The sequence below is a fragment of the Celeribacter sp. ULVN23_4 genome (assembly GCF_054788345.1).
This window is the reverse complement of record NZ_JBTVYO010000004.1, coordinates 24,480-51,459: the sequence shown is the minus strand read 5'-3', so window position 1 is coordinate 51,459 and position 26,980 is coordinate 24,480. Positions and strand designations below refer to the sequence as shown.

The window sequence follows — 26,980 nt, the reverse complement described above, 5'->3', positions numbered from 1 at the left end:
GAGCTGACCATGTCTGACCCAAAACTCACCAAACAGGACGAAGACCTGTCCCGCCCCGAATTCGAGGCGGAGGAGACACGCGACAAACACAATTTCGGCAACTGGCCGGAGATCGTCGGCCTCGCGTTCACCATCTTCGTCTGCTGGCTGATCTTCACTTTCCGGGGATAAACCTATGACCAAAAAAAACAAAACCCCCAAAGATCTGCGCTCGGCGCGCTGGTTTGCGCCCGATGATCTGCGCTCCTTCGGGCACCGGTCCCGGATGATGCAGCTGGGCTATTCCGAAGAGGACTTCCGTGACAAACCTGTCATCGGCGTACTCAACACCTGGTCCGAACTCAACACTTGTCACTCGCACTTCAAAGAGCGTGTGCAGGACGTCAAACGCGGGGTTGCCCAAGCGGGCGGATTCGCCGTCGAGATGCCCTCGCTCTCCGTTGACGAGAGTTTCACGAAACCGACCTCGATGCTCTACCGCAACATGCTCGCCATGGAGACGGAAGAGATGATCCGCTCGCACCCGCTCGACGGTGTGGTCCTGATGGGCGGCTGTGACAAGACCACCCCCGGTCTCGTCATGGGCGCGATCTCGGCGGGCGTGCCGATGATCTACCTGCCGGCGGGTCCGATGCTGCGCGGCAACTACGCGGGCAAGATTCTCGGCTCCGGATCTGATGCGTGGAAATACTGGGACGAACGCCGTGCAGGCAACATTTCCGACGAGGAATGGCTCGGTGTGCAGGGCGGCATCGCGCGCTCTGCGGGCACCTGCATGACCATGGGCACCGCCTCCACCATGACAGCCATCGCCGATGCCATGGGGATCACCCTGCCTGGCGCGTCCTCCATTCCTGCCGTGGATGCGAACCACCTGCGGATGTCCGCAGACTGCGGACGTCGCATCGTGGAAATGGTCTGGGAAGATCTGACGCCCGACCAGATCATTACCGCAGGCGCCTGTCGCAATGCCGCTGTCGTCGCTATGGCGACGGGTTGCTCGACGAACGCCGTGGTCCACCTGATTGCGATGGCTCGTCGTGCCGGTATTCCGATGCAGCTCGAAGAGCTCGACGAGCTTGGCCGCAACACGCCGCTGATCGCCAACGTGCGTCCGTCGGGGAAGGACTATCTGATGGAGGATTTCTACTACGCGGGCGGCCTGCGTGCGCTGATGAAACAGATCGAGGGTCGTCTCGACACCTCCTGCATGACCGTCACCGGAAAGACCATGGGCGAGAACCTCGAAGGGGCTGTTGTTTACAATGACGACGTGATCCGCCCGCTGTCGAACCCGGTCTACCACGAAGGCTCGCTCGCCGTTCTCAAGGGCAACCTCTGCCCCTCCGGCGCCGTGATCAAGCCCGCCGCATGTGACCCGAAGTACCATGTGCATGAGGGGCCGGCCGTTGTCTTTGACAGCTATCCGGAGATGAAAGCCTTCGTCGATGACGAAAACGCCCATGTCACCCCCGATATGGTCATGGTGCTTCGCAACGCCGGGCCGCAGGGCGGACCCGGTTTCCCCGAATGGGGTATGCTGCCGATCCCAAAGGCGCTGATCAAACAGGGGCACCGGGACATGCTCCGGATTTCCGACGCGCGTATGTCGGGAACGTCCTATGGTGCCTGTGTCTTGCACGTCAGCCCAGAGTCCTACGTTGGCGGCCCGCTCGCGCTGTTAAAAACCGGCGACATCGTCCGCCTCGACCTGCCGAACCGCTCGCTCGACATGCTCGTGGACGAGGCCGAACTGGACGCGCGTCGCGCGGCTCTGAAACTGCCCGAACCCCGTTTCGAACGCGGCTATGGCTACATGTTCTCCAAACACGTGACACAGGCCGATCAGGGCTGTGACTTCGACTTCCTGCAATCCGATTTCGGCAAAACTGCCGGCGAACCCGATATCTTCTGAGGGCCTGACTATGACCGACTATGTTCTCTCCGACGAAACCCGCGCGAAATACAAACGCATCTCGACGGCCTCTATCGCGACCCAGCTTTACAAGCGCGGCCTGCGCAACCAGTTCATTCAGGGCGTGCAGCGCCTCGGCGGACCCCGCGACAATATGGTCGGGCAGGCGTTCACCCTGCGCTACATTCCGGCCCGTGAAGACCGCAACCAGCTTGAGGTGTTCCGCAACGCCGATCACCCGCAGCGCGTCGCGGTCGAAACCTGCCCGAAGGGTCAGGTGCTCGTGATGGACGCACGCGGCGACGCCTCTGCAGCAACCGCAGGGTCTATCCTGATCACCCGCATGGCTGTGCGCGGCTGCGCCGGTGTCGTATCGGACGGCGGCTTCCGCGATTGCGAAGGTATCGGCGCGCTCGACATGCCAGCCTATTGCGCCGGTCCGTCCGCGCCGACCAACCTCACCAAACACGAAGCGCTCGACATCAATGTGCCCGTCGCCTGCGGCGAAGTTGCGGTGTTCCCCGGCGATGTGCTCGTGGGTGATGCAGACGGTGTGATGGTAATCCCTGCGCACCTCTCTGAAGAAATCGCAGAGGTCTGTTCCAGCATGGAAGATTTTGAGGCGTTCGTTCTCGAAGAAGTGCTCAACGGCACACCCGTCATTGGCCTCTATCCCTGCACCAAGGACGAGAACCAGAAAAAGTTTGAAGACTGGCAGGCGCGTTCCGACCGCTGATCCCCCGAGGGCACGGTTTTCCCGCGCTCTTTTTGACACTTGAAAAGGACATCACATGACCTTTACCCCGCACGGCAGACACCTGATCGCAGGGGAGTGGGTTTCCACCACTGCGACTTTCCAATCCGCTCCGGCCCATGGCGCAGAGCACACGTTCTTCATGGGCACCCCCGAGATCGTCAACACAGCGTGTGAAGCCGCCGAAGACGCGTTCTGGACCTATGGTTACACGTCCCGCGAAGAGCGCGCGGCGTTTCTCAATGCCATCGCGGACGAGATCGAAGCACGCGCCGAGGCCATCACTGAGATCGGAGCACAGGAAACGGGCCTGCCCGAAGCGCGGCTTCAGGGCGAGCGCGGGCGCACGACGGGACAGCTTCGGCTCTTTGCTGATCACATTCTCAACGGCGATTACCTCGACCGCCGCCATGACGCCGCGCTGCCGGACCGCCAACCGCTGCCGCGCCCCGATCTGCGCATGATGCAGCGCCCGATTGGGCCGGTCGCGGTCTTCGGCGCCTCCAACTTCCCGCTCGCTTTCTCCACCGCTGGCGGCGACACCGCCGCCGCGCTGGCCGCCGGATGTCCCGTTGTGGTCAAAGGCCACGGCGCGCATCCCGGGACGGGCGAAATCATCGCCGAAGCCATCCTCGCCGCGATCAAGAAAACCGGCATGCCCAAAGGCGTCTTCTCCCTCGTCCAAGGCGGTGATCGCACGGTCGGCCAGACGCTCGTGCAGCATCCGCTCATTTCCGCCGTCGGCTTCACCGGCTCTCTGGCTGGTGGCCGCGCGCTCTTTGACTTGTGTGCGCAGCGCGAGACCCCGATCCCCTTCTTCGGCGAGCTTGGCTCCGTCAACCCGATGTTCATGCTGCCCGCCGCGGTTGCGAACCGTGGCGAAGCTCTGGGCCAAGGTTGGGCCGCTTCGCTGAGCATGGGTGCGGGCCAGTTCTGCACCAACCCCGGCATCGCCGTGGTGATTGAGAGCGAGGAGTCTGATGCCTTCATCGAAGCCACCCGCAAAGCGCTCTCCGAGCAAGGCGCGCAGGTCATGCTAACGGACGGCATCGCTGCGGCCTACACTTCAGGCGCGGCGAAACTGGGCGCACAAACGGGCGTGCAAGACCTGCTCTCCTCCATGTGCGACCGCCGCGAGGCCAAGCCGTTCCTGTTCAAAGTCGCCGCCGCTGACTGGCTCGGCAATCATGCGCTCTCGGAAGAGGTCTTCGGGCCGCTCGGTCTCGTGGTCGTGGCCAAAGACGTCACCGAGATGGACCGCGTCGCGCGTAGTTTTGCGGGCCAGCTGACCGCGACCCTCCACATGGATGACGCGGATACCGACCACGCTCGCCGCCTCTTGCCCGTGCTCGAACGCAAAGCAGGCCGCGTGCTCGCAAACGGATTCCCGACAGGCGTCGAAGTCTGCGACAGCATGGTCCACGGTGGGCCCTATCCGGCCTCCACCAACTTCGGCGCAACCTCGGTCGGCACCCTCTCCATCCGCCGCTTCCTCCGCCCTGTTTGCTATCAGGGCATCCCGGAGGGCGTTCAGCCAAGTGACTTGATGCAAGAAAAAATACTGAGTGCGGCAGTGTAATTAGAACGTGGCATTTTTGCTGGGGCCGGGCGCGTAATATGTACGCTTTTGTCGAAACGGATCGCCTGATCGATGAACGGAACGACGACCGGCCCTTCATCTTGCGTACCTGATCGGAGATGGCATCACTCCGTGATGCGGGACGCTGTTCCAAATCGCCATTTCAACTGCTGCGTATTGGGATGTTTTCGAGACTTTTCAAACATCTTCCCGCAAAAGACGCCCATCAGGCATCGTGCCTGCTTTGCCGCGCAGCCCACTGCAGGCCAAGCGCATACGCCCCGGCAGCGCTCACAAGCGCCCCCACCAGGACCGTCAGCGCAAGGATCGTCCAGCTGATCCAATCCACGCCCAGAATGAAGAAATTGTCATTCCAGATGCCCCAAACCGGAATCGAGGGGCGCCACAGGTGAACTTCGGAAAAGGCCGCGCCAACCAGCAGGCCGTTGATCATCGTCGCAACGCCCGCGCCTTTGCCGCGCCACAAAAGCGCCAATGCGATCAGGCTCGGCACATAGACGGACACATTCACCAGCCAAAGCTGCGCACTGATCGTATAGCACCAGTTCGCAGCCTGTCGGACGTGATCGCTGTCGTGGATCACGATCATCGCAATCATGGCGATATTGGCCCAGAGGATGGTTTTCCGGGCGCGGGTGCTCAGGACTTCTGAGCGGGTTCCATCCTGTGTCGCATTATCAGTCATGGGCGGGCCTTTCAGGTCAGATCGGGCTGGGGCAATTCGAGGAGATCGGCCCAGACCGGCGCGCTCTCTTTGGACAGGGCTTCGATATGTTTGAGCGCAGGCAGGCCGTAGTCGGCAGGGGCAAACATACGAAACTCGGCCCCTGAGGGCGCAAAGGCCTCCGCATAGCGTCGGACCGCAACCGGCGGGACGACGACATCGTCGGCGGCAACGCAAATACGGATGTCCTTGCCGTCGATGGTGTAATTCGGTTCGGGCAGGGTGATGCCGATGTCCGAGGCGTAGAAATCGCGCCGGGTGCACCATCTGCGCCACTGCCAATAGACACCGGCGGGCAGATCGGCCCCCAGCAACAATCTTTTGCCCGGCATATAGCCCGCAAGGGCGGTCGCCACGGGGCCAAGCGCGAACCAGAAGGCCAGAACCTTGGGCCGGTAGCTCCAGGGATGGTCGGTATAATGTCCGATCCCGGCGCCGATGGTGGTGATGCGTGTGACGCGGTCGGGCAGGTTCTGGAACGGAAGGCCAAGCCCGCCCAAACTGTGCCCGAGCACCCACAAGGGGCCTGTCGGAGCCAGTTTGGCCAGCGTATCGAGTGCTGCGGTCTGATCGCGCACGGCCCAGTCCGCGAAATTCGTCTGGCTTTCACGCATCGGCCGGGTCTGGGACGCGCCGAAATCCCGATAGTCATAGGTCAGAACATTGATCCCGCGCGCGGCCGCCCAAGCGGCGAAATGGCGGTAAAAGCGCTGCGGCACGCCGGTGGCGCCATGCAGCACCAGGCTGGCAAGGGGCACATCAGGCGCAGGATACCAAGTCCCGACAAGTGTGGCCCCCTCTACTGGAATGGAAATTTTCTGCGCGGCCTGTTCCAAAACTCTCACCCTTTTTGCATTGGACCGACTGGTCTACGGAAGCAATAGACCAATCGGTCCAATGGCGCTATCTCTTTTGCCATGAGTGACCCAACGTCCCGCGACAAGCTGATCCGCACCGCCTCGAACCTCTTTCGTCAGAAGGGGTATTCGGGCGTTGGCCTGTCGGAAATTCTCAAACAGGCGGGGCTGCCCAAAGGGTCGCTCTATTACCATTTCCCGAACGGCAAACAGGAACTGGCCGACGCCGCGACACGCTGGGCCGGGGCGTGGCTGGAACGGCTGCTTGATGCGACCTTCGCGCAGGCCGAAAGCTTTGACGAAGGTGCGCTCATGGTCTGCGACGCCATTGCCACCGAGGTGACGTCGCAGACACATGTCCCGGCTTGTCCCGTGCTCAGCATCCTGCAAGCCGCCCCGCTGGAACCGCGCCTCCAGATCACCGCGCAGGACGTGTATGGCAGCTGGACGAAATGTATCGAGAAGCACGCCGAACGGTTGGGTCATCCCCGGCCTGACGACGCGGCCTTTGCTTTGCACTGTCAATTGCAGGGCGCGTGGGTCATTGCCTTTGCGCAACAATCCAACGCGGCCTTTGCCCAACTGGCGCAGGAACTCAGGGCAAAAATCTGAATTTTTGTCGAGCCGGACATCTGTGTTGGGTGCGGCGAGTTGCCGCTTCCCGCCTTCCGACCAAATCCGATGATACAAAAAGGTAGGTTGTTGGCTCTAGCGTTAAAGCGTTCGACCAAAAATTTGAAACACAGCTTTTGGCCGAACGCCGTGCAACATATGAACGTCGCACGTGCCCAGCCTGTATCTGATGTCTCAGGTTAAAGGCCGGACGCTTTAGGTTCAGGCTACCTAACCAGAACAGCACGGTGGCGGCGAGAGTGACAGCTGAGAGAAAGGCGTCCGTGCCATCACTGACCCGATACGGTCATGGTGAAATGTTGAAACGCGCGGGCAGGGACACTTCCCTGCGCATTCTGTTTGTGATCCGCTGCGCTTGCTTTGGCGATTTGAAGCGTCCCATTGCGCTTTGCCTGACGCCGGGCCAGACTCACGATCTGATCGGCATCGCCAGCATTTCCGACCGTTGATCGGTATGACCGCTTCGTCCAAATGCCATTTGTCGGTCGCGGCTGATCGGTCTCGTCTGATGCAATTCGCAAAATGGCCGCCAAAGCAGTTGACCCATTTCCGGATCGGTTCCCGGCTGACCGTCACACCGCGTTCTGCGAGCAGATCTTCAACGTCAGTGCTGCTGATTGCAAATCGATGGTAGACCCAGATGGCATAGGCGACGATCTCACGCGGAAAACGAAAACCCTTCGGGCGAGCCTTTTGGGGCGGTATCTTCATGCGTGAGCGGTAACCAATTCAGAACGCACAAACAACTTGGCAATGCCTGTCGTATTCATGATGATCTAAAGCGTTTCTGCTCAAACCCTGATTCAGGTTTAAGTAGAAACGCTTTAGTCAGAGTTTGGGCCTCTGATGAGCATGGGCAAATCAATTAGGCGCGCGCCACTGCCGAGATCGAGTGCCCCTTGCCAGATACCTTTGGCGAGCATGAGGGGCAGGGCGCGGGGTGTGGTCATGCTGCCGTTGACCAGTACCATGTCCATGTCCCACTGATCTTCCGTCAGATCGCGATAGCAGACGTTGAGATGCACCTCGGAATGCTGGAAGAGATGCCGAAGCGCGCGTGCGGGCAATGTCGCGGCGAGATCGAAAGACGGCAATTCTTCCGGCAGGGCCAGCACCTCGCCCTTGTCCAAGGCTTCCAATGCCAGCGCCTGATAGCGGGCCTCATAGCTCACGCGGACGATCACATGTGCGCGGGTCAGGCCGTCGATGGCGGAGGGCTCATAAAGCGCCTCATCCGAGAGTTCCATGAGTTTGCGCGCGAAATAGGCCGTGCCTCTGCGGGCTAAGAGCAAGTCGTTGGCGGGCGCATTGGGGGCGTCGAACCGCGCCCCCTTACCCAGACGGGCTTTGAGCGTCTCTCGGGCGGCAAGGTCTGTCTCCGTAAGGGTCATCACTGCCCCTCGACCATGGTCCGCATGAAGCCCAGACGCTCCATGATCGGCGCGTCCGAGAAGCGGAAGAGATCGAACTGCGTCTCAGCTTGAAGCGACCATGGCACCCAGCTTGGGACGACGAACATGTCGCCTTTCTCCAGCTTGTGCTCAACGCCGTTTAGAACAACCGCGCCCTTGCCTTCAAAGACTTGGAATACGGTGGAGCCGACCTCGTTGCGTGTTGCCGTTTGCGTGCCAGCGCGCAGACGGTGGAATTCACAGCGGATCGTCGGCATCACGTCGCCGCCGGTCGTCGGGTTGACGTAGCGGATGGCGGCGTGGCCCTGCTCGACGGTGGCGGGTTGGCCCTCGTCTTCCAGCAAAAGCTGTTCGGTCAGGGCGCGGTCGGTGAATTCCCAACGGTAGGCACCGATCGGCGAAGACACGGTGTTCTGAAGCTGCGACAGCGGACGCAGACCCGGATGGCACCAAAGGCGCTCGCCTCGGGAGTAGTCCGGGGTGGCATTGTCGGTCACACGATCAGAGCCGAATTCGAAGAAGCCGACGTCCATCTGTTGGCTGAACGGAATGTCGAGACCGTCGATCCACGCCATCGGCTCGTTGGCGATGTTGTGGTGGCCGTGGAAATTCCAGCCCGGCGTGAGCAAAAGATCACCGCGCGACATGCGCACCGGATCGCCATTCACAACGGTCCAAACGCCTTCGCCTTCAACGACGAAGCGGAAAGCGTTCTGCGAATGGCGATGCTCAGGGGCGTTCTCGCCGGGGCAGAGATACTGAATCGCGGCCCAGAGTGTGGGCGTTACATAGGCGTGACCGCCCAGACCCGGATTGGCGAGGCCGATGGCGCGGCGTTCTCCGCCCCGTCCGACAGGCACCAGCTCGCCGGATTTTTCCGCCAGCGGCAGAAGATCGGACCAGCGCCAGACGTGCGGCACGGCCTTGGATTTCGGCGTCATAGGCATCAGGTCGCCGAGTTGTGTCCAGAGCGGGATAAGGCTTTCGGCCTCGAACCCTTTGTAAAGTGCACGCAGTTCCGGGGTGTCCTCCGGCTGCATGCCGTGTTCAACGGTTTCGTGGCTGCGATCTTCGGTCAACATCTGGTATCTCCTCCGTAATATATGAGCGGCTCAGGCCGCGCGCATGTCGGTTCGGCGCGTCAGGCCGCGTCGGGCTGATTGGGCGGTGCGGCTTTGGTGAAGGCGGGCAGCGTGTCGAGGGCCGCGTAAATGCGGGCAATCACCGGCCAGTTTTCAAGCGGCACGCCAAAGCGTTTGTTGTTCCAGACCTGCGCATAGAGGCAGCAATCGGCCATGGTCGGCGTGTCACCGTGGCAATAGCGCCCCGTGTCTTTCGAGGTCGAAAGCTCGACTTCCAAAGCGTCAAAGGTGAGGGTGACCCAATGGGTGAACCACGCTTTCTGGGCCTCTTCATCGGCGCCGAACTGATCGCGGATGCGAAACAGCACGCGTAGGTTGTTGAGCGGGTGGATCTCGCAGGCGATCATGTAAGACAGGGCGCGTACACGGGCGCGACCGTCGGCATCCGCGGGCAAAAGCGCAGGCTCGGGATGGGTCTCCTCCAGCCATTCCATGATGGCGAGAGATTGGGTCAGGAAACTGCCGTCCTCTTTCTCAAGGGTTGGGACGAGACCTTGCGGATTTTTCGCCAGATACTCGGGCGTCCGCGTTTCCCCGGTGCGCAGCACATAGGGAACATAGTCATAGTCCAACCCCTTGAGGTTCAACGCGGCGCGGAGCCGCGTTGACGTCGAGGAGCGGAAGATGTTGTGCAACTTCATGCTCATCGTCTCAGACCTCAGGCTTCTTTGGGGCCGATGGGCGTCTCGATTTTGCCAAGCCCCTCGATCTCGACGACACAAACATCGCCCTCAACCATCGGGCCAACGCCTGCGGGCGTGCCGGTCATGATCAGATCGCCGGGCACGAGCGCGATGGAATGCGACAGGATCGAGATGATTTCCGGCACGGACCAGATCAGCTCGGCCAGATCGGCGTCCTGTTTGACGTCTCCGTTCACGGTGAGCTTGATCGAGCCCTTGTCCGGGTGACCGACTTTTTCCACCGGGAACACAGGCCCGATGACAGCAGAGCGGTCAAACGCCTTGCCCCAATCCCAAGGACGGCCTTGCTCGCGCGCTTTGAGTTGCAGGTCGCGACGCGTCAGGTCGTTGCCGACAGCATAGCCCCAGACGTGGGACAGGCTGTCTTCTTCGGAGATGTTCTTGCCACCTTTGCCGATCACTGCGACGAGTTCCGCCTCGTAGTGGAAGTTCTCGGTCTCCGGCGGGTAAGCAACGGTCTCGCCGGTTTCAACCACAGCGTCTGCCGGTTTGGTGAAGAAGAAGGGCGGATCGCGATCGGGGTCTTTGCCCATCTCACGCGCGTGCGCGGCGTAGTTGCGGCCCACGCAGAAGATGCGGCGGACCGGGAGACGATCATCCGTGCCGTCCACGGCCACGGTGGCCTGCGGGGCGGGGGGGAAGACATAAGCCATAGGTTTGTCCTTTTTGCGTTTCTTGAAGGGAGGTTATTCAGCGGCGGTTTTCAGCGCGGCGTTGACCGTGGTGTCGTCGAGACCAGTGGAGCCATAGAGCCAGGACAGTTGATCGTACCATTCGTCCTGCGTCATGTTGGACATCACGTGGTTGCGCACTGCGGCTTTCGCGTCGTCCGGGTGGTAGATGTATTCGCCGATGAGACGGGAGTTCATCTGAACCCGCGCGGTGCGGACTTTGCGCATTTCCTGATAGATCTGCAGCGCACGTTCGACGTTCTCGCCGTAATGCTCGATGCAATGCGACATGGCGACGGCGTCTTCCATGGCCATGCAGGCACCCTGTGCGAAGTATTGCAGCATCGGGTGGGCGGCATCGCCCAAAAGCGCCACGCGGTTGTCGACCCAGTTGGAAATCGGATCGCGGTCACAGAGCACCCAAAGCTTCCAATCAGAACCATGTTCGATGACCTGACGGGCCTTCGGGTGGATGTGTTCAAACCCTGCGGCAACTTCTTCTTTCGACACCGGGCGGCCTGCGATGGCCTCCTGCACGTCGCGGTGGTAGGTCACGACGAGGTTGAACATTTTCCAGCCTTTCAGCGGGTAGTGGACGATGTGACATTTCGGACCGGCCCAAAGCGTCGCCGCGTTCCAGCGCAGATCTTCGGGCATTTGTTCGGTCGGAATGACGGAACGATAGGTGGTGTGCCCGGAAATCCGCGGCTCGCCGTCGCCGATCATCTGGCCCCGGATCGGGGAACGCAGACCTTCGGCTCCGATCAGGAAAGAGCCCTTGATCGGATCGCGGTCTTTGACCTTGAGCGTCACGGAGGTGCCATCCTGCTCATAGCCTTCCACGACATGGGAGGTGCGAATATCGACCAGCGGGCTGTCTTCGCAATACTTGAGCAGAACGCCATGCAGATCGGCGCGGTGCACCACGGCATAAGGGTTTTTAAAGCGCTCGCGGAACGGCTCGTCCAGCGGGATCGAGGTGATGTCCTCGGCGGTTTGTGCATCCATGAGGCGCAGCTTGTCGATATAGACCGCCTTTTCGCGGGCCTCGTCGCCAATGCCGAGATAGTCGAAGCAATGGAAGGCGTTCGGACCGATTTGGATGCCCGCGCCGATCTCGCCAAGCGCAGGGGCCTGTTCGACGACAATGGAGCGATGCCCTTTGCGAGCGAGGCCACAAGCTGCGGCGAGGCCGCCGATGCCGCCACCGGCAATAATAATGGGAAGATCAGACATGAGAGTGTCTCCTTATGTGTCAGCCGCCGATGAGGCGCGGAATGGTGAGGGTGAGGGCCGGGATCATCAGGATGAGGCCCACACGGATGACCTCGGAGCCAAGGAAGGGCATGACACCGCGGAAGACGGTGGACATGGGTGTGTCCTTGGCGAGCGAGGAGATGATGAAGACGTTGAGGCCGACGGGGGGCGTGATCAGCCCAAGTTCGACCACAATGAGCGCAAGGATGCCGAACCAGATTTTCAAGTCCTCATTGTCCATGCCGAAGGCGGCCATATCGGCGGTGACATATTCGCCGCCATTGAGTGCGATCAGGGTCGGCCAGAAGAACGGCACCACGACGAGGATCATCGCGAGGCTTTCCATAAAGCACCCGAGGATTACGAAGGCGATGAGCATCAGGACCAGCACAAGCATCGGGTCCATGCCGGAGTTCGCGGCCCACTCAGAGAGCGCCTGCGGCAGGCCGGAGCGGGTGAAGAACCCCTTGAGCACTTCCGCACCGAACAGGATCAGGTAGATCATGCCGGAGGTGATCGCCGTGGCGTGCAGCGCGCGTTTCATGCTTGCCCAGTTCAGCCCTTCGCCGGTCATGGCGCGCAGGATGAAGCCGTAGACGGCGATCAGGAACACACCGATGGAGGCCGCGGGCGTCGGGGTGAAAAGGCCAAAGCCCAGCCCGAGAATGATCGCGCCGAAAATGGCGATCACCGGGAAGAGGCGTTTGAGGGCGCGGTTGCGTTCCTCACGCGGCATCGGGCGCGGCTCGGGAGCCAGCGACGGGTTCACCCGGACCAGAACGGCGATCACGAGGATGAAGGACAGCACGGCCAGAAGCCCCGGAACGACAGCGGCCTGGAACATCTTGAGGATCGAGCCCTCGACGATGATCGCATAGATCACCAGTGCGACTGACGGCGGGATCAGGATGCCGAGCGTGCCGCCTGCGGCCAGCGCGCCTGCGGAGAGGCGATCCTTGTAGCCAAGTGCCTTGAGTTCCGGCAGGGCCACCTTGCCCATGGTCGCGGCCGTCGCGAGCGAGGAGCCACAGACTGCGCCAAAGCCGCCACAGGCCGCAATCGCCGCCATCGCCACGCCGCCACGCAGACGCGACAACAGGGCTTCGAGGCCTTTGAACAGGTCGGAGGACAGCCGTGCTTCCGCCGCAATATAGCCCATCAGGACAAACAGCGGCACGACGGAGAGATCATAGCTCGCGACGTTCTCCCAAAGGAGCGTTTTGAACTGACGAATATAGGGTACGAAACGGACATAGGGCAGGGCAAGCGACAGCGCGTAGGTGCCGCCGATGCCGACGATGATCATGGCGATGCCGACGGGCATGCGCAGGATCAGCAGACCGAAAAGAATGACGAGGCCAACGACCCCGATGGTGATGGGATCAAGCATAGCGCGCGTCTCCGAACATTTGGCTGACGGACACGATGGCCCAAAGGATCATGGAGGCGATGCCGGGGAGGTAGAACGGCCAGATCGGCCAGCCCAGCACACCCGCTTCGGCGGCGTCAGAGCGCACTTCGACCATGCCTTGCACCATCCACCACGCCAGAAACAGCGCGACACCGGCGGTGAGCGTGAGCCACATACGGTCGAGAATCCATTTCACCGGCATCGGGGCGTTGGCGACGAACAGGTCCACCGCAACATGCCCGCGCGACGCTTGGGTGAAGGGGAAAAACATCAGGGCTGCGCCGGAAATGGCGAGCTGAACAAAATCTTCATAGCCGGGAAGGCCGGAGACGTTGAGGCCGAACAGGCCAAGGAGCCGATCAAGAATAAAGGCGCCAGTGTTGGTGGTCGTCACCAAAACGATGACAAGAAGGATGGCGCCTCCAAGCATGGCAAAGAAATCAGCCAGACGCGTGACAAAAGCGTACATAGCATGCCTCCCGGATTAGGGTGCGTGTTTCGGGGTGGTGGTGGAGAGACGCGCCGGGCCCGCCTCTCCGATCTGGTCGGCGTTGTGGTCTTATTCGCCGTGCGCAGCCGCGATGGCGGCGCGGGCGGCGTCGACGAGGCCTGTGCCGTCGATGCCTTTGGCGGAGACTTCATCCACCCAACGTGCGACGACTTGTTCGCCGGCCGCGTTGAACTTGGCTGCCTCTTCCGCCGAGAAAATGTTCCGGGTCACACCTGCGGCGTCCAGCGCTTCGGTGCCTGCGGTTTCGAAGTTTTCCCACATCGCGCCGATCTCGGCGGCGACATTCACGCCGGAATTGGCGTCGATCACGGCTTTCAGATCGTCGGGCAGGTCTTCGTAGACGTCCTTGTTCATGGCGACCATGAAGACGGCGGTGCCGAAACGATCCCCGTCGGGCAATTCGGCGGTGTATTTGTCGAGTTCCTGAAGCTTGAGCGCAGGCACGATTTCATAGGTGGTCATCGCACCGTCGATCACGCCTTTCGACAGGGCTTCGGGCACGGCCGGAACCGGCAGGCTGACGGGTTCTGCGCCAAGCGCTTCGATCAGCCAAGCGCCCGTGCGGGACGGCGTGCGCAGCTTCATGCCCGCGACATCCTCAAACGTGGTGACTTCCTTGCCGCCCGAATGGATCAGGTTGCCGTCATTGGCGTGGAGGAACAGGATATGCACGTCCTCGAAATCTTCGGCGAGCAGATCGAGCGAGGCATTCAGCGCGATGGTGGTGTCGGTGGCGGAACCCTTGTGCACGGTCGGCAGTTCGAACACTTCGGTGCGCGGGAACACGCCCGGCGTATAGCCAAGAAGAGTCCAGACGATATCGGCGGTGCCATCACGGACCTGACCGTAAAGCTCACCCGGTTTGCCGCCCATCGACATGGACGGATAAATCTGAACGTCGATGCGACCCTCACTGTCGGCTTTGATCTTCTCGGCCCAGGGTTCCAGCATCACCTTATGGGCGTTGGATACCGGCGGCAGGAAATGGTGCATGATCAGCGTGACGTCCTGTGCGAAAGCGGACGTTGCAGTGGCGATGGTCGCTGCGGCAATGGTGCCGAGCAATTTTGCCTTAAAAAGCATGTGAGTTCCTCCTCTTGTCTCTGGGCGCACTCCCGTTGCGCCAATATAGTAGGTATACTTACTATTGATCTGTGTCAATCTTGTAAGCATACTTATTATTGACCGGCGTCATAGGATTGGGGCATTGGGGAGGACAATGCGCTGCAAAGGCTGGGAAAAAGGCAGGGAAAGAGGGGACAGATGGCTCTCGAAATTCACAACATGGCGGGACATTTGATCCGTCGTTTGAACCAGATTTCCATGTCGGTTTTTACCGAGCAGATGAAGTCTCACGGCCAGACGATGACCTCTGTTCAGTTCGCCGCGCTCAATGCGATTCGGGCGCACCCTGGCATCGAACAGGCGCGTCTCGCCGGGATGATTGCCTATGACCGTGCGACAATTGGCGGAGTGCTTGACCGGCTGGAAGCCAAAGGAATGATTCATCGGAACATCTGCGCCAAGGACCGCCGGGCGCGTCTCGTTTCGTTGACGGAGGTCGGGGAAACGATGCTTGATGAGCTGATCCCCGTCGTGCGGCAGTTTCAAGATGAGATTCTGTCCGGGCTGACGTCGGAGGAACGCAAGGAGTTCCTGCGCCTCGCGGCGAAGGCTGCGGAAGGTGGCAATCATCTGAGTCGTGCGCCGTTGATTCTCGAAAAAAAGCCCTGACCACCCCTTCTGCATTGCAGCAATGGCTTCATGATCCAGCCCGCGCCTTTTTGGTGTGGGCTTTGTTTTTATATGGTTTTCGATTTTCTCTCAAGTTTCTGCATTTGCGATATACGTCAGAAATATAATTGTTAATTGACAGAACAATTATGCTTTTGCATGGTTCTCACAAACGGGAGGAAATTTCATGAAGATCGAAGGGCTTGTCGCTGCCGTCACTGGCGCGGGCAGCGGCCTCGGCTTTGCGACGGCGAAACGTCTGGCGGAGCAGGGGGCACGTGTTGCCGTACTCGACCTGTCTGAAGCATCGGCAAAGCGCGCGGCTGAGGAAATCGGCGGCGCAGGATATGCGGTTGATGTCAGTGATCCTGCGGCGGTCGAAGCCGCCTTCGCTCAGATTGAACAGGACTTGGGCACCCCGCGCATCGTCGTGTCCTGCGCAGGCATCGGGACGGCGGGACGCATTCTGCCGCGCGACGGTTCGCTCACCATCGACACGTTTGCCAAGGCGCTGAACGTCAACCTGCTGGGCACTTATGCGGTGATGAACATCGCGGCGCGGGCTATGGCAGCCGCCGATCCGATTGATGAAGACGGCGCGCGCGGTGTGATCGTCAACACCTCCTCGGTTGCCTTCGAAGACGGTCAAATCGGGCAGGCCGCCTATTCCGCCTCGAAAGGTGGCGTGGCGTCCATGACGCTCCCGGCGGCGCGCGAGCTTGCGCGCTTCGGCATTCGCGTCATGGCGATTGCGCCGGGCTTGTTCGAGACCGCGATGAGCGCGGGCCTGCCCGATGATATTCGCGCCGACATTCTGAAATCCGTGCCGTTCCCTTCGCGGATGGGCGATCCCGACGAATATGCGCGCCTTGTGCAGTCCATCGTTGAGAACCCGATGCTGAACGGCACCACCATTCGCCTCGACGCCTCTGCGCGTATGCCGATCAAATAAGACAAGTTGAGAAGAAGACAGACAATGACCAGCGAGATCCTCAAAATCGAGATCGAGGGGCCGATTGCCACTCTCACCATGAACCGTCCCGGCAAGCGCAACGCCATGTGCGATGAGCTTTTGGATGCCATTGACGGTTTCTTTTCGAACCCGCCCGGAGGCGTCCGCGTCGTGATCATGACTGGCTCCGAGGGGCATTATTGCTCTGGCCTTGATCTTTCCGAGCATGTCGCCCGCAATGCCGAAGGCACCATGCGCCATTCACGCAACTGGCATTCCGTGATGGAGAAAATTCAATTCGGCGGTCTGCCGGTGATCTCCGCCATGTATGGTGCGGTGATCGGTGGCGGGCTTGAGATGGCGGCAGCGACCCATGTGCGGATCGCGGAGCCTTCGACGATCTTCCAACTGCCCGAAGGGATGCGCGGCATCTTTGTGGGCGGCGGTGCGACGGTACGTGTCGGGCGCATCATTGGCGCGGATCGCATGTGTGAGATGATGCTGACCGGGCGCAAATACAACTCTGAGGAAGGTCTCGCGCTGGGGCTCACCCATTACGCGGTGGGCGAGGGTGAAGCGCTGGCTCTGGCGCAGAAACTTGCGGCCAAGATCGCCAAGAATGCGACCCTGTCGAATTACATGATGATTCAGGCCATCAGCCGGATCGAAGACATGGCGAAAGCGGATGGGCTGTTCATGGAAAGCATGTGCGCCGCCGTGTCGCAAACGAGTGAAGACGCCGAAGAGGGCCTGAAGGCCTTCTTGGAGAAACGCGCCCCGGTCTTCCGCTAAGACCTTTTCGCGCGTGTGAGACGGGCGGAGAGGAGGCCGCCCGCTCCAACAGAACACCGACCCGCAACACGGGCATATGTCATGATTGGGAGGAAAACACATGACGACGATGACACGACGTACGGCACTGGCCACCATGGGCGCGGCGCTCGCGACCCCGGCCTTTTTGAAGAAAGCCCACGCTGCTGAGGTGACGCTGCGCGTTGCCCACTTCCTGCCGGGCGTTGCCCCGATGCAGACCCGGTTCTTCGATGTCTGGGCCAAGGAAATTTCGGACGCCACCGACGGTGCGATCGAATTCCAGATGTTCCCCTCGATGCAGCTCGGCGGCAAACCGCCCCAGCTTGCCGATCAGGCGCGCCAAGGCATTGCAGACATCACATGGACCCTGCCGGTCTATACGCCTGACCGTTTCCCGGTGGCGGAGACTTTTGCGCTGCCGTTTATGGTGAAGAATGCTGAAAAGACCTCCATCGCGATGCAGCAGCTCATGGAGGAGTTCGGGCAGAATGAATACAAGGGCCTGAAGCCGCTCGCCTTCCACACCCATGACGGTGGCAAGTTCCACACCCGTGGTCAGAAGATCAACTCGGTGGAAGACTTCAAGGGCCTCAAACTGCGCGCGCCGAACCAGGCGACGGGTGAGATGCTCTCCCTGATGGGGGCGGAGACCGTGTTCTTCCCGGTGACCGAAATGGTCGTGGGCCTGTCCAACGGTGTGATCGACGGTTGCTGTCTGCCCTATGAGGTTGTCCCGGCGTTCAAACTTCAGGAACTTACCTCTGTCACCAACGAACCCGAGGCCGGCGGTCGCGGTGTTTACTGTAACACCTTCGCCCTCGTCATGAACGAACGCAAATACGAAGGTCTGTCCGACGATCTGCGCAAGGTGATCGACGAGCATTCCGGCGCGGCCCTGTCGCAGCGTCTGGGCGCGCAGTTTGACGAATTCGAAGCCTTTGGCCGCAGTATGGTCGAAAAGCAAGGCAACGAGATTCACACCATCCCGGGTGCGGAGATCGAGAAATGGCGTGAGATGGCTCAGCCGATCTATGACAACTGGATCGAAAAGCTGAACAAAGCCGGTCACGATGGTGCGGCGATTGTTGCCCGCGCCAACGAACTTCTCGACGCGCAGGGCTGAGCCATGGCCGAGCGGCTTCATATCGACAGCGAGCAGGGGGAGCATACCCCCCTGTTTCGCATCCTCCGGGCGATTTGCCTGATCTCTGCGGGGATCGGCGGCGCGGTGATTTTCGCCGCCTCCCTGACCGTCACCCTGTCTGTCGTCATGCGCAATCTCGGGCTTGGCGGCATTCGCGGCGATTTCGAACTGGTGGAGCTGGCCTGTGCGGCCTGTGCCTCGCTGTTCCTGCCGCTCTGCCAATTCAACAAGGGCCATGTCATGGTCGATCTTTTCACCCTCTGGCTGAAACCCGTGACCCAGCGCCGTTTCGATGGCGTCTGGACGCTGATCTTCGCGTTGTGCTGGGCCTTTGTCACATGGCGTCTGAGCATCGGTTTGTCAGAAATGCACGACTACGGTGACCGGACGATGCTTTTGCGCGCACCGATCTGGTGGGTCTATGTGCCCGCAATCTTCGGCATGGGGCTGTCCGCCGTGGTCGCCCTGTTGCAATCCCTGCCCATGATGAGCAGCGCGTTTCGCGCGTTGGAGGTGCGCTGATGGAACCTTTGACGATTGCCATCATCATGGTCGTGGCGCTTCTGGCGCTGATCTTCGCGCGGATGCCGATTGCGCTCGGCATGGGGCTTGTGGGCGCCGTGGGCTATATCACGCTCGCCTCACCTTGGGCGCTCATGGCCTATTTCAACACCGCTTGGGTCGACAAGTTCATGTCCTATGAGCTGGCCATCGTGCCGCTCTTCATCCTCATGGGCCATCTCGCCACCCGCTCCGGTATCTCCGCTGCGATCTTCGCTGCCTCGAATGCCTGGATCGGCCACCTGCGCGGTGGTCTCGCCATGGCCTCTGTCGCGGGCTGCGCGATGTTCGGCTCGATTTCCGGCTCGTCTCTGGCGACCGCCTCCACCATGGCGCGGGTCGCTTTGCCGGAGATGCGCAAACATGGTTACTCGGGCGCTCTGGCCTCAGGCTCTCTCGCGGCGGGCGGCACGCTCGGCATTCTGATCCCGCCTTCTGTCGTGCTGATCATCTATGCGCTGCTGACCGAGCAGAACATCGTCAAACTCTTCCTCGCGGCCACCATTCCCGGCACGCTTGCGGTCATCGGTTTCTGCATCGCCATCGCGGTCTATGTGCGGCTCTTCCCGAAAGAAGGTCCGACCCATGAACCGGCGAGCTTTGCCCAACGTATGAAGGCTTTGAAAGACATCTGGCACGTCGTCGCGATCTTCGTCATTGTGCTGGGCGGTATCTACGGCGGGTTCTTCACCCCGGCCGAAGGCGCCTCCGTCGGTGTGGTTCTGATGCTCATCACCGGGCTTCTGACCAAGGGCCTGAACGCGCGGACCATCCTTGATTGCCTGATCGACACAGCTGGCTCCACCGCGATGATCTTTGCCATCGTCTTTGGTGCGGACATCTTCAACGTCGCTCTGGCGCTTAGCCAAATGCCCGCCGATGTCGCCGCCTATTTCGGGCAGGCCGATGTGGCTCCGATTGTGATCCTGCTGGGCATCATCGTCTTCTATCTGATCATGGGTTGCGTCATGGACAGCCTCTCGATGATCCTTCTGACTGTCCCGGTGTTTTTCCCAACGATCATGGCTCTCGATTTCGGCCTGATGCCGGAGCAACAGGCCATGTGGTTCGGCATTATCTCTCTGGTGGTGGTCGAGGTCGGGCTGATCACGCCGCCGGTGGGGATGAACCTCTTTGTCATCTCTTCGATGGCCAAGGACATCCCAACGAGCCAAATCTTCCGCGGCACAATGCCCTTCATCATCGCCGAAGGCTTCCGGATCGTGCTTCTGGTGAGCTTCCCCGCACTCAGCTATTGGCTGGTGGATTTGGTGGCGAACTGAGGATGAGATGATGAGTAAGTACGTCAAAGATACCGAGATCACCGAGCAGAACCTGCGACAATTCGTAGGCTACACCATGAAACGCGCCTTTCTGACCGTGCGGGAAGATCTGGCGCAGGTTCTGGAGCCTCTGGGTCTGCGGATGACCTCATTTTCCGCACTGGCGATCGTTCAGGAAAACCCGGACATCTCCCAGAGCCGTCTGGCCGAGGCGCTTTATATCGAACGCTCCGGCGTGGTGGTGCTGGTGGACGAACTAGAGAGCGCAGATCTGATTGAACGCGGTCGGGTCGAGGGCGACCGTCGGCAATACGCGCTTCGGACGACCAAGGAAGGCGACAAGATTTGGAGAGAGGCAGAGCGTGCCGTCCACGCACATGAGGACGCTCTGTTTCGCAACCTGACGGCAGAGGAGCGCGAGACATTGCGCGATCTTCTGGGACGGGTTCGCAGAGAATAACGGCGCGCGAAGCGCTGCGACGGGCCTGAGGAGAGGCCTTGGCATAGGATCATGGGAGGAACGCATGAAAGATACGATCACGGGGCTGACGATTGCGCCGCATTCGGTTCGGATGGAGCGTCGGGCAAACGATTTTATTCTCACCTCGAACGTCCCGCTCGACCCGGTGGTTGAACACACCGGGGTGTGGCTGGAAAAATGGGCCGCTGAGCGCCCGGATCACGTTTATCTGGCCGAGCGCTCCGGCGCGGGGTGGCGCGAGCTTGGCTATGCTGAAGTGCTTCAGCGCGTCAAAGCCATCGCCGCGTCTCTCGCCGCGCGCGGTCTCGATGAAACCACACCGATCCTGATCATGTCCGGCAACTCGGTCGATCACGCCTTGCTGTCTTTCGGGGCGCAATGGGCTGGTGTGCCGACCGTGCCGCTCGCTGAACAATATTCCCTCATTGAGGAAGCGCATTTCCGTCTGCAATACGCCATCAACAAGACCAAGCCGAAAATGGCCTTTGTCGATGATGCCGCACGTTATGCCAAGGCGCTTGCGTTGCCGGAGCTTGACGGGATTGAAATCGTGGCCTCTCTCCCGGAGGGCGCGCCACGCCCCGTGACCCCTTTTGCCGAGCTTCTCAAAGGGGATGCGGGCGTGGACCTTTCTGCCGTGCATGCCAAAGTCGGCCCGGACACGCTGGCGAAAATCCTCTTCACCTCCGGCTCCTCGTCCGATCCGAAAGGCGTGATGACGACCCAGCGCATGATGTGCGCCAACCAAGCGCAGATGGCCTCCGTCCTGCCGTTCACCAAAGAGCGCCCGCCGCGTATCGTCGATTGGCTGCCTTGGAACCACGTTTTTGGCGGCTCGCATAACGTCAATATGATGCTTCTGCATGGCGGCTCGTTCTACATCGACAATGGCAAGCCGACGAAAGCGCTGTTCAAGCACACGATTGAAAACGTGACCGACAAGGCGGGCAATTTCGCCTTCAACGTGCCTGTGGGGTTCTCCATGCTGGTGCATGAAATGGAGCACGACATGGCGCTGCGCGAGGCCTATTTCAAAGACCTCGACATGCTGTTCTACGCCGGTGCGTCTCTGCCGCAGGACATCTGGACCCGCCTTGAGGAAATGGCTCTTGAAGTGCGCGGTCACTTGCCGCTGATGATCTCCTCCTGGGGCCTGACGGAAACCGCTCCCGCCAATGTCATGGTACACGAACATATCGGTCGCTCCGGTGTGATCGGTGTGCCGATCCCCGGCGTCGAGGTGAAACTTCTCCCGGATGACGAGATGCGCTGTGAAATTCGGGTCAAAGGTCCGAATGTCATGCCGGGCTATCTCAACGATCCGGAGAAAACCGCCGAGGCCTTTGACGAAGAAGGCTTTTTCATCACGGGGGATGCGGTGAAATTCGTGGATGGCGACGATCCCGACCGAGGTCTTGTTTTTGACGGGCGCGTTTCCGAGGATTTCAAACTTCTGACCGGCACTTGGGTGCAGGCGGGCAAGCTGCGTCTCGACGCTTTGGAAGCCCTGCGCGGGTTGGTCCTTGATGTCGTCGTCTGCGGTCACGACCGGGGCGAGATCGGCCTTTTTGTCTTCCCTCGTCCCGATCATCTTCATGGCGACAACTGCTCGGAAGGGGCCGTGATCGACGAACATCTTCAGGCCGAAATTCACCACGTGTTGCGCAAAATGGCCCGCGCCGCCTCCGGCTCCGCCAAGCGCATCGCCCGCGCCATCATTCTGGCCGAGCCACCGTCGGTCAAAGACGGTGAGATCACCGACAAAGGCTCGATCAACACTCGCAAAGTTATCACCCGCCGCGCCGATCTGCTCGAACGTCTCTACGACAACGAAGATCCGGCCCTCATTCGCGTGTAAGGATTTGAAAAATGGTAGATTTCTCCAAAGTCAGAGCGATTGATTTTCACACCCATGCCGAGGAGGCCTGCGGCTGTCACCACGACGATGGCTATGATGATCTGCAGGCGTCTATGGCGAAATATTTCGGCGCGCCGTGGAACCACCCGCCGACCATCGACCAGACCGCAGCGCATTACCGCGAGATGAACATCGCCGCCGTGATCTTCCCGGTCGATGCGGAGCGCGAAACCGGCTATCGTCGGTATGACAACTACGAGGTCGCCGACGCGGCGGCCAAGCATTCTGACATCCTGATCCCCTTTGCCTCGATCGATCCGGCGAAGGGCAAGCTCGGCGCGCGTGAGGCGCGTGATCTGGTCGAAAACCACGGCATTCAGGGCTTTAAATTCCACCCGACAATGCAGGGCTTCTACCCGAACGACCGCAACGCCTATGTGCTCTATGAGGCCATCGCGGAGAGCGGCAAGCCCGCGCTGTTCCACACCGGCCAGACCGGCGTCGGTTCAGGCATGAAGGGCGGCAACGGCATGCGTCTCAAGTATTCCAACCCGATGTATATGGACGATCTCGCCGTCGATTTCCCGGACATGCCGATCATCCTCGCGCACCCGTCCTTCCCGTGGCAGGAAGAGGCTCTGTCGGTCGCGACGCACAAGCCGAACGTCTATATCGATCTCTCCGGCTGGTCGCCGAAATACTTCCCGCCGATCCTCGTGCGGTACGCCAACACGCTGCTGAAGGACAAAATGCTTTTCGGCTCCGACTGGCCGATGATCGCGCCGGAGAAATGGCTCGACGCGTTCGATAAGGCGGATTTCAAGGATCACGTGCGCCCGCTGATCCTGAAAGAAAACGCCATGCGCCTGTTGGGAGTGTCCGAATGACCCCTTTCAAAGCGCCTTTGGACGACATTCTCTTTTGTCTGCGCGAAGTGGCCGGAGCTGACCGTCTGCCGGATTGGGATGATGAACTGGCCGAGGGCATCTTAGAGCATTTCTCCTCTTTCGCCGAAGGCGTGATCGCCCCGCTCGATGAGCCGGGAGATGCACAGGGCTGCACGTTGAACGAAGGCCGTGTGACTATGCCGGACGGCTTCAAGGACGCCTTCGATCAGCTCGCGGAAGGCGGTTGGCAAGGTCTCACCGCGCCGGAAGATTTCGGTGGCATGGGGCAAAACGCGCTTCTGGCAGCGGGCGTCTCGGAAATCTTCTCCGGCGCCAACCACGCCATGCAAATGGTTTGCAACCTCGTGCCGGGCGCAATCTCGACGCTGATGAAATTCGGCTCTGAGGACCAGAAACAGTATTGGATTCCGCGCCTTGCGGCAGGTGAAACGCTCTCCACCATGTGCCTGACCGAACCGGGCGCTGGATCTGATCTCTCTCGTATTCGCACCAAGGCCACCCGTGAGGGGGACACTTGGCGGATCGAGGGAGAGAAAATTTTCATCTCAGGTGGCGATCAGGACATGTCCGAAGACATCCTGCATTTGGTGCTTGCACGCACCGGCGCGCCGGAAGATGGAATCAAGGGGCTGTCGCTCTTTCTCTGCCCCTCTGACGTGGGTGGCGCACGCAATGCCGTGACCGTCACGCGGATCGAGGAAAAGCTTGGCTTGCACGCCTCGCCGACCTGCCAACTTGCGTTCGATGGCGCGACCGCAGAACTCATCGGTCAGGAGGGGGCGGGGCTCATGGCGATGTTCACCATGATGAACCATGCCCGCCTCGATGTCGCCTTGCAGGGCGTCGCTCATGCGTCCCGGGCGCATCACATCGCGTCCGCCTATGCGAGCGAGCGCAAACAGGGCCGCAAACCGGACGGGTCCGAAGCTCTCCTGTCCGATCACCCGGATGTGCAGCGGATGCTGGACGAGCAAAAGACCCTCGCCCTCGGGGCCCGCGCCATGACTTACCTTACAATGGCGGAGCTGACCCTTGGCGAGAACCGTCCCCTAGTCGATTTTCTGACGCCGATCTGCAAGGTGTTCTGCACCGACGCGGGCATTCGTGCCGCCGATCTCGGCATTCAGGTGCTGGGGGGCTACGGCTATCTCACCGAATACCGTGTCAGCCAGACGTGGCGCGATGCACGGATCACCTCGATCTACGAGGGCGCGAATGGTATCCATGCAATTGCCACCGCGACGCGTGGGCTTCGCGCCGCTGAAGGCGCGGATGCTTTTGCCGCACTTATTGAACGTCTTGCTTCTGGGGATGACGCCTGCCTCTCGCTGCTTGCCGATTGGCAGGCCGCGCGGGGTTCCATGGCCACGGAGGCGCTCGAAAAAGCGCATGGTTTCATGGTCTTGACCTCTGAGCTTTTGCTGCAAGCCGTTTGGTGCAAGCTCGCTGCGACGGGCGATGCGGAGATGGTCCGTCTGGCCAAAACCGTGGCGCGTCGGCCTTTGCCCGTACGCCTGCCGCTCGCGGCCTAAGTTTCTCCCGCGACCCGGCTGCGATATTGAGACGGCGTCTCGCCCATGCGCAGCCGGAAGCGGCGGGAGAAATACGGCGGGTCGGTGTAGCCCAGCCGGTAGCCGACCTCCGCCACGGCAAGGCGCGTGAAGGCGAGGTGGCGACAGGCCTCGGTCATCACCGCCGTCTCCAAATATGCCGTTAACGTCATCCCGCTTTGCGTCCGCACGATCCGGTTCAAATGCCCCGCCGTCATATGGAGCGCATCCGCGTAATCGGTGGCGCTCCAACCGTCCGCCAAATGCTCAGAGATCAGCGCATCAAGGCGTTGCATCTGTTGGTTCGGGTCTTGTGCGGAGGGGGGCTGCTCTGTGTCTTCGGCCAGCGTGATCAGCAAGGCATGGGACAGGGCGACCAGTCTTTGTGCACGAAATGTGCCAGATGATTCATGGAATTCTGCGATCTCTGCGAGCAATCTTCTGCCCGTATCTGGCAGGCGTCCATGATGGACGGCAGTCAACCAGGCTGTGAGCGCCGCTGTTTTGGGACCTAGCCTTTGAACCACGGGGGAGGGCAGGGACAGCACAAAGCCTTCGGTACCCTTGTCAAACGCAAAGCCGTGGACGATTTGCGGCGGAACATAGAGAAATTCGCCCTGTTCCAAGGTGGTATCATGCCCGTCGAGCGTCACGCGGGCGTGCCCCTGTTCGATATGAAACACTTGCGCCATGTGATGATGTCGGTGCGGTGAAATTTTCCAACCATGCAGGCGCGCCCGGTCGAATATCCGTTCGCAATGGATCACGTCGGGAAAGACGCTGGTTTCTCCAAACAGGTTGAAGACAGGAATGTTGCCGATCTCGCTCATGCCGGAAAAGTACCATTCATTGCCGAGTGCGTCCATTCTGCTCTTATGCCTGTCTCGCTATCTTCTTGTGAAAATGGAGGAGACGCATATGACCACTTTGACCACCCAAGTCGCCATCATCGGCGGTGGTCCTTCGGGGCTGCTTTTGTCCCAGCTTTTGAACAAGGCGGGCATCGACACTGTTATTCTCGAACGCTCGACCCGCGATCACGTTCTGGCCCGTATTCGCGCCGGGATTCTCGAATGGGGTACTGTCGAGCTTCTGCGCGAAGCCGGGGGCGGTGCGCGGATGGATGCGGAGGGGATTCCGCATGACGGTTGCTACCTGACCGACGAGGAGTTGATGGTTCATATCGACTTCAAAGAGCTGACCGGCAAACAGGTCATGGTCTACGGCCAGACCGAGGTGACGACCGATCTTTACAACGCGCAGGACGCCATGGGAACGACGGTTCTGCATGAAGTGTCCGATGTGGAAATCCACGATCTCGATCAGACGAAATCCTATGTCGATTTTACCCATGAGGGTACGCGCAAGCGTCTTGAGTGCTTGTATGTCGCGGGCTGCGACGGCTTCCACGGGGTTTCGCGCAAAACCATACCCGAGGAAAAACGCAAAGAGTTCGAGCGCGTTTATCCCTTCGGTTGGCTGGGCATTCTCTCGGAAACTCCGCCGGTGAACGATGAGCTGATTTATTCGAACTCCCGCCACGGTTTCGCACTGGCCTCGATGCGTAACGAAAATCTCGTGCGCTATTATGTGCAGGTTCCGCTCTCGGATAAGGTCGAGGACTGGTCGGATCAGCGCTTCTGGGACGAATTCTCCCGCCGTATCCCGTCGGAAGCCGCAAGCCGCCTGATCACCGGCCCGTCGATCGAAAAATCCATCGCGCCGCTGCGGTCTTTCGTCTCTGAACCATTGCGCTGGGGCAATCTCTTCCTCGTGGGCGACAGCGCCCATATCGTGCCGCCGACCGGGGCTAAGGGCCTGAACCTCGCTGCCTCCGACGTGTACTATCTCTATACGGCGCTGATTGATGCGGTGAACGGCGGAAGCAAGACCGGCATCGACGAATACTCCGCCCGTGCGCTCGCGCGGATCTGGAAAGCGATGCGGTTCAGCTGGCAGATGACGACCATGCTGCACCGTTTCGATGGCGAAGACGCATTCGCGGAGCAGATGCGCAAGGCGACGCTGGACCACCTCGCGACCTCCGAGACCGCGCGCCGCGATCTGGCGGAGAATTACATCGGTCTGCCGTTCTGAGAATAGGG

Annotated in this window: 28 protein-coding genes and 1 pseudogene; 17 read left to right on the top strand and 12 right to left on the bottom strand. The window is 60.5% G+C overall.

Going from position 1 to position 26,980, the window contains the following annotated elements; all coding sequences use genetic code 11:
* The first annotated feature begins 9 nt into the window (after nucleotides 1-9).
* From ACYBHZ_RS10960 to ACYBHZ_RS10945, 4 genes are read left to right on the top strand one after another with little or no spacing between them, the layout of a single operon-like run.
* Nucleotides 10-171 (top strand): hypothetical protein, encoded by a 162-nt coding sequence (locus ACYBHZ_RS10960; RefSeq protein ID WP_460274321.1) that lies wholly within the window; start codon nucleotides 10-12, stop codon nucleotides 169-171.
* 4 nt (nucleotides 172-175) lie between these two features.
* Nucleotides 176-1,915, top strand: coding sequence for an L-arabinonate dehydratase (gene araD, locus ACYBHZ_RS10955; protein ID WP_460274320.1), 1,740 nt, complete (start codon nucleotides 176-178; stop codon nucleotides 1,913-1,915).
* A 10-nt stretch (nucleotides 1,916-1,925) separates the two neighbouring features.
* Complete coding sequence (locus ACYBHZ_RS10950; protein ID WP_460274319.1) at nucleotides 1,926-2,651, top strand: ribonuclease activity regulator RraA; 726 nt, start codon at nucleotides 1,926-1,928, stop codon at nucleotides 2,649-2,651.
* Nucleotides 2,652-2,706: 55 nt separating this feature from the next.
* Nucleotides 2,707-4,248: an aldehyde dehydrogenase (NADP(+)) gene (locus ACYBHZ_RS10945; RefSeq protein WP_460274318.1), complete on the top strand. Its 1,542-nt coding sequence runs from the start codon at nucleotides 2,707-2,709 to the stop codon at nucleotides 4,246-4,248.
* Between the two features lie 226 nt (nucleotides 4,249-4,474).
* Here the strand turns inward: ACYBHZ_RS10945 and ACYBHZ_RS10940 are convergent, their stop codons facing one another.
* Together ACYBHZ_RS10940 and ACYBHZ_RS10935 are read right to left on the bottom strand one after the other, a co-directional pair.
* Nucleotides 4,475-4,954, bottom strand: coding sequence for a hypothetical protein (locus ACYBHZ_RS10940; RefSeq protein WP_460274317.1), 480 nt, complete (start codon nucleotides 4,952-4,954; stop codon nucleotides 4,475-4,477).
* An 11-nt stretch (nucleotides 4,955-4,965) separates the two neighbouring features.
* The gene (locus ACYBHZ_RS10935) at nucleotides 4,966-5,829 is read right to left on the bottom strand and encodes an alpha/beta hydrolase family protein (protein ID WP_460274316.1); all 864 of its coding nucleotides are present in this window, start codon (nucleotides 5,827-5,829) and stop codon (nucleotides 4,966-4,968) included.
* Nucleotides 5,830-5,910: 81 nt separating this feature from the next.
* Between ACYBHZ_RS10935 and ACYBHZ_RS10930 the strand changes: the two genes are divergently transcribed.
* Together ACYBHZ_RS10930 and ACYBHZ_RS10925 are read left to right on the top strand one after the other, a co-directional pair.
* On the top strand, nucleotides 5,911-6,462 hold the full coding sequence (locus ACYBHZ_RS10930; RefSeq protein WP_460274315.1) for a TetR/AcrR family transcriptional regulator: 552 nt from the start codon (nucleotides 5,911-5,913) through the stop codon (nucleotides 6,460-6,462).
* Nucleotides 6,463-6,746: 284 nt separating this feature from the next.
* Nucleotides 6,747-6,932 (top strand): hypothetical protein, encoded by a 186-nt coding sequence (locus ACYBHZ_RS10925; RefSeq protein WP_460274507.1) that lies wholly within the window; start codon nucleotides 6,747-6,749, stop codon nucleotides 6,930-6,932.
* On the opposite strand, the pseudogene ACYBHZ_RS10920 reads toward ACYBHZ_RS10925, so the two are convergent.
* The 9 genes and pseudogenes from ACYBHZ_RS10920 to ACYBHZ_RS10880 form a co-directional block, all read right to left on the bottom strand.
* Nucleotides 6,886-7,194, bottom strand: a pseudogene (locus ACYBHZ_RS10920) (IS6 family transposase); the annotation flags it as partial. The gene ACYBHZ_RS10925 and the pseudogene ACYBHZ_RS10920 overlap by 47 nt on opposite strands.
* Before the next feature lie 113 nt (nucleotides 7,195-7,307).
* On the bottom strand, nucleotides 7,308-7,874 hold the full coding sequence (locus ACYBHZ_RS10915) for a maleylpyruvate isomerase N-terminal domain-containing protein (protein WP_460274314.1): 567 nt from the start codon (nucleotides 7,872-7,874) through the stop codon (nucleotides 7,308-7,310).
* On the bottom strand, nucleotides 7,874-8,977 hold the full coding sequence (locus ACYBHZ_RS10910) for a cupin domain-containing protein (protein ID WP_460274313.1): 1,104 nt from the start codon (nucleotides 8,975-8,977) through the stop codon (nucleotides 7,874-7,876). Before ACYBHZ_RS10910 ends, ACYBHZ_RS10915 begins: the two co-directional genes overlap by 1 nt.
* A 59-nt stretch (nucleotides 8,978-9,036) precedes the next feature.
* Complete coding sequence (maiA, locus tag ACYBHZ_RS10905; protein WP_460274311.1) at nucleotides 9,037-9,684, bottom strand: maleylacetoacetate isomerase; 648 nt, start codon at nucleotides 9,682-9,684, stop codon at nucleotides 9,037-9,039.
* Nucleotides 9,685-9,695: 11 nt separating this feature from the next.
* Nucleotides 9,696-10,394 (bottom strand): fumarylacetoacetate hydrolase family protein, encoded by a 699-nt coding sequence (locus ACYBHZ_RS10900; RefSeq protein ID WP_460274310.1) that lies wholly within the window; start codon nucleotides 10,392-10,394, stop codon nucleotides 9,696-9,698.
* A gap of 33 nt (nucleotides 10,395-10,427) precedes the next feature.
* Nucleotides 10,428-11,648 carry a 3-hydroxybenzoate 6-monooxygenase gene (locus ACYBHZ_RS10895; RefSeq protein ID WP_460274309.1) on the bottom strand — a complete coding sequence of 407 codons (1,221 nt, stop codon included), beginning with the start codon at nucleotides 11,646-11,648 and terminating at the stop codon, nucleotides 10,428-10,430.
* Nucleotides 11,649-11,667: 19 nt separating this feature from the next.
* Nucleotides 11,668-13,059: a TRAP transporter large permease gene (locus ACYBHZ_RS10890; protein WP_460274308.1), complete on the bottom strand. Its 1,392-nt coding sequence runs from the start codon at nucleotides 13,057-13,059 to the stop codon at nucleotides 11,668-11,670.
* A complete protein-coding gene (locus ACYBHZ_RS10885) occupies nucleotides 13,052-13,549 on the bottom strand; it encodes a TRAP transporter small permease (RefSeq protein WP_460274307.1) in 498 nt (165 codons plus the stop codon). Before ACYBHZ_RS10885 ends, ACYBHZ_RS10890 begins: the two co-directional genes overlap by 8 nt.
* A 90-nt stretch (nucleotides 13,550-13,639) precedes the next feature.
* Complete coding sequence (locus ACYBHZ_RS10880) at nucleotides 13,640-14,674, bottom strand: TRAP transporter substrate-binding protein (RefSeq protein ID WP_460274306.1); 1,035 nt, start codon at nucleotides 14,672-14,674, stop codon at nucleotides 13,640-13,642.
* A 213-nt stretch (nucleotides 14,675-14,887) separates the two neighbouring features.
* Here ACYBHZ_RS10880 and ACYBHZ_RS10875 point away from each other — a divergent pair, with 213 nt between their 5' ends.
* From ACYBHZ_RS10875 to ACYBHZ_RS10830, 10 genes are all read left to right on the top strand, one after another.
* Nucleotides 14,888-15,325, top strand: coding sequence for a MarR family winged helix-turn-helix transcriptional regulator (locus ACYBHZ_RS10875; protein ID WP_460274305.1), 438 nt, complete (start codon nucleotides 14,888-14,890; stop codon nucleotides 15,323-15,325).
* A 187-nt stretch (nucleotides 15,326-15,512) separates the two neighbouring features.
* Complete coding sequence (locus ACYBHZ_RS10870) at nucleotides 15,513-16,277, top strand: SDR family NAD(P)-dependent oxidoreductase (protein ID WP_460274304.1); 765 nt, start codon at nucleotides 15,513-15,515, stop codon at nucleotides 16,275-16,277.
* Nucleotides 16,278-16,301: 24 nt separating this feature from the next.
* Nucleotides 16,302-17,069: a crotonase/enoyl-CoA hydratase family protein gene (locus ACYBHZ_RS10865; RefSeq protein WP_460274303.1), complete on the top strand. Its 768-nt coding sequence runs from the start codon at nucleotides 16,302-16,304 to the stop codon at nucleotides 17,067-17,069.
* 100 nt (nucleotides 17,070-17,169) lie between these two features.
* Nucleotides 17,170-18,213, top strand: a complete 1,044-nt coding sequence (locus tag ACYBHZ_RS10860; RefSeq protein WP_460274302.1) for a TRAP transporter substrate-binding protein — start codon at nucleotides 17,170-17,172, stop codon at nucleotides 18,211-18,213.
* Between the two features lie 3 nt (nucleotides 18,214-18,216).
* A complete protein-coding gene (locus tag ACYBHZ_RS10855) occupies nucleotides 18,217-18,756 on the top strand; it encodes a TRAP transporter small permease (protein ID WP_460274301.1) in 540 nt (179 codons plus the stop codon).
* Nucleotides 18,756-20,078 (top strand): TRAP transporter large permease, encoded by a 1,323-nt coding sequence (locus ACYBHZ_RS10850; protein ID WP_460274300.1) that lies wholly within the window; start codon nucleotides 18,756-18,758, stop codon nucleotides 20,076-20,078. Before ACYBHZ_RS10855 ends, ACYBHZ_RS10850 begins: the two co-directional genes overlap by 1 nt.
* Nucleotides 20,079-20,088: 10 nt before the next feature.
* A complete protein-coding gene (locus tag ACYBHZ_RS10845) occupies nucleotides 20,089-20,538 on the top strand; it encodes a MarR family winged helix-turn-helix transcriptional regulator (RefSeq protein ID WP_460274299.1) in 450 nt (149 codons plus the stop codon).
* A gap of 64 nt (nucleotides 20,539-20,602) precedes the next feature.
* Nucleotides 20,603-22,417, top strand: coding sequence for a feruloyl-CoA synthase (locus tag ACYBHZ_RS10840; protein WP_460274298.1), 1,815 nt, complete (start codon nucleotides 20,603-20,605; stop codon nucleotides 22,415-22,417).
* Nucleotides 22,418-22,428: 11 nt separating this feature from the next.
* Complete coding sequence (locus tag ACYBHZ_RS10835) at nucleotides 22,429-23,304, top strand: amidohydrolase family protein (protein WP_460274297.1); 876 nt, start codon at nucleotides 22,429-22,431, stop codon at nucleotides 23,302-23,304.
* Nucleotides 23,301-24,857 carry an acyl-CoA dehydrogenase family protein gene (locus ACYBHZ_RS10830; RefSeq protein WP_460274296.1) on the top strand — a complete coding sequence of 519 codons (1,557 nt, stop codon included), beginning with the start codon at nucleotides 23,301-23,303 and terminating at the stop codon, nucleotides 24,855-24,857. Before ACYBHZ_RS10835 ends, ACYBHZ_RS10830 begins: the two co-directional genes overlap by 4 nt.
* Here the strand turns inward: ACYBHZ_RS10830 and ACYBHZ_RS10825 are convergent.
* Nucleotides 24,854-25,741: a helix-turn-helix domain-containing protein gene (locus ACYBHZ_RS10825; RefSeq protein WP_460274295.1), complete on the bottom strand. Its 888-nt coding sequence runs from the start codon at nucleotides 25,739-25,741 to the stop codon at nucleotides 24,854-24,856. The two genes, ACYBHZ_RS10830 and ACYBHZ_RS10825, sit on opposite strands and share 4 nt — an antisense overlap.
* 52 nt (nucleotides 25,742-25,793) lie before the next feature.
* Between ACYBHZ_RS10825 and pobA the strand changes: the two genes are divergently transcribed.
* The gene (pobA, locus tag ACYBHZ_RS10820; RefSeq protein WP_460274294.1) at nucleotides 25,794-26,972 is read left to right on the top strand and encodes a 4-hydroxybenzoate 3-monooxygenase; all 1,179 of its coding nucleotides are present in this window, start codon (nucleotides 25,794-25,796) and stop codon (nucleotides 26,970-26,972) included.
* The last annotated feature ends 8 nt before the right edge of the window (nucleotides 26,973-26,980 follow it).

Excerpts from the sequence above, each read along its gene's own strand:
- ACYBHZ_RS10960 (WP_460274321.1), top strand. The coding sequence starts at position 10 with ATGTCTGACCCAAAACTCACCAAACAGGACGAAGACCTGTCCCGCCCC.
- araD (WP_460274320.1), top strand. The coding sequence starts at position 176 with ATGACCAAAAAAAACAAAACCCCCAAAGATCTGCGCTCGGCGCGCTGG.
- ACYBHZ_RS10950 (WP_460274319.1), top strand. The coding sequence starts at position 1,926 with ATGACCGACTATGTTCTCTCCGACGAAACCCGCGCGAAATACAAACGC.
- ACYBHZ_RS10945 (WP_460274318.1), top strand. The coding sequence starts at position 2,707 with ATGACCTTTACCCCGCACGGCAGACACCTGATCGCAGGGGAGTGGGTT.
- ACYBHZ_RS10940 (WP_460274317.1), bottom strand. The coding sequence starts at position 4,954 with ATGACTGATAATGCGACACAGGATGGAACCCGCTCAGAAGTCCTGAGC.
- ACYBHZ_RS10930 (WP_460274315.1), top strand. The coding sequence starts at position 5,911 with ATGAGTGACCCAACGTCCCGCGACAAGCTGATCCGCACCGCCTCGAAC.
- ACYBHZ_RS10915 (WP_460274314.1), bottom strand. The coding sequence starts at position 7,874 with ATGACCCTTACGGAGACAGACCTTGCCGCCCGAGAGACGCTCAAAGCC.
- ACYBHZ_RS10910 (WP_460274313.1), bottom strand. The coding sequence starts at position 8,977 with ATGTTGACCGAAGATCGCAGCCACGAAACCGTTGAACACGGCATGCAG.
- maiA (WP_460274311.1), bottom strand. The coding sequence starts at position 9,684 with ATGAGCATGAAGTTGCACAACATCTTCCGCTCCTCGACGTCAACGCGG.
- ACYBHZ_RS10900 (WP_460274310.1), bottom strand. The coding sequence starts at position 10,394 with ATGGCTTATGTCTTCCCCCCCGCCCCGCAGGCCACCGTGGCCGTGGAC.
- ACYBHZ_RS10895 (WP_460274309.1), bottom strand. The coding sequence starts at position 11,648 with ATGTCTGATCTTCCCATTATTATTGCCGGTGGCGGCATCGGCGGCCTC.
- ACYBHZ_RS10890 (WP_460274308.1), bottom strand. The coding sequence starts at position 13,059 with ATGCTTGATCCCATCACCATCGGGGTCGTTGGCCTCGTCATTCTTTTC.
- ACYBHZ_RS10885 (WP_460274307.1), bottom strand. The coding sequence starts at position 13,549 with ATGTACGCTTTTGTCACGCGTCTGGCTGATTTCTTTGCCATGCTTGGA.
- ACYBHZ_RS10880 (WP_460274306.1), bottom strand. The coding sequence starts at position 14,674 with ATGCTTTTTAAGGCAAAATTGCTCGGCACCATTGCCGCAGCGACCATC.
- ACYBHZ_RS10870 (WP_460274304.1), top strand. The coding sequence starts at position 15,513 with ATGAAGATCGAAGGGCTTGTCGCTGCCGTCACTGGCGCGGGCAGCGGC.
- ACYBHZ_RS10865 (WP_460274303.1), top strand. The coding sequence starts at position 16,302 with ATGACCAGCGAGATCCTCAAAATCGAGATCGAGGGGCCGATTGCCACT.
- ACYBHZ_RS10860 (WP_460274302.1), top strand. The coding sequence starts at position 17,170 with ATGACGACGATGACACGACGTACGGCACTGGCCACCATGGGCGCGGCG.
- ACYBHZ_RS10855 (WP_460274301.1), top strand. The coding sequence starts at position 18,217 with ATGGCCGAGCGGCTTCATATCGACAGCGAGCAGGGGGAGCATACCCCC.
- ACYBHZ_RS10850 (WP_460274300.1), top strand. The coding sequence starts at position 18,756 with ATGGAACCTTTGACGATTGCCATCATCATGGTCGTGGCGCTTCTGGCG.
- ACYBHZ_RS10845 (WP_460274299.1), top strand. The coding sequence starts at position 20,089 with ATGAGTAAGTACGTCAAAGATACCGAGATCACCGAGCAGAACCTGCGA.
- ACYBHZ_RS10840 (WP_460274298.1), top strand. The coding sequence starts at position 20,603 with ATGAAAGATACGATCACGGGGCTGACGATTGCGCCGCATTCGGTTCGG.
- ACYBHZ_RS10835 (WP_460274297.1), top strand. The coding sequence starts at position 22,429 with ATGGTAGATTTCTCCAAAGTCAGAGCGATTGATTTTCACACCCATGCC.
- ACYBHZ_RS10830 (WP_460274296.1), top strand. The coding sequence starts at position 23,301 with ATGACCCCTTTCAAAGCGCCTTTGGACGACATTCTCTTTTGTCTGCGC.
- ACYBHZ_RS10825 (WP_460274295.1), bottom strand. The coding sequence starts at position 25,741 with ATGGACGCACTCGGCAATGAATGGTACTTTTCCGGCATGAGCGAGATC.
- pobA (WP_460274294.1), top strand. The coding sequence starts at position 25,794 with ATGACCACTTTGACCACCCAAGTCGCCATCATCGGCGGTGGTCCTTCG.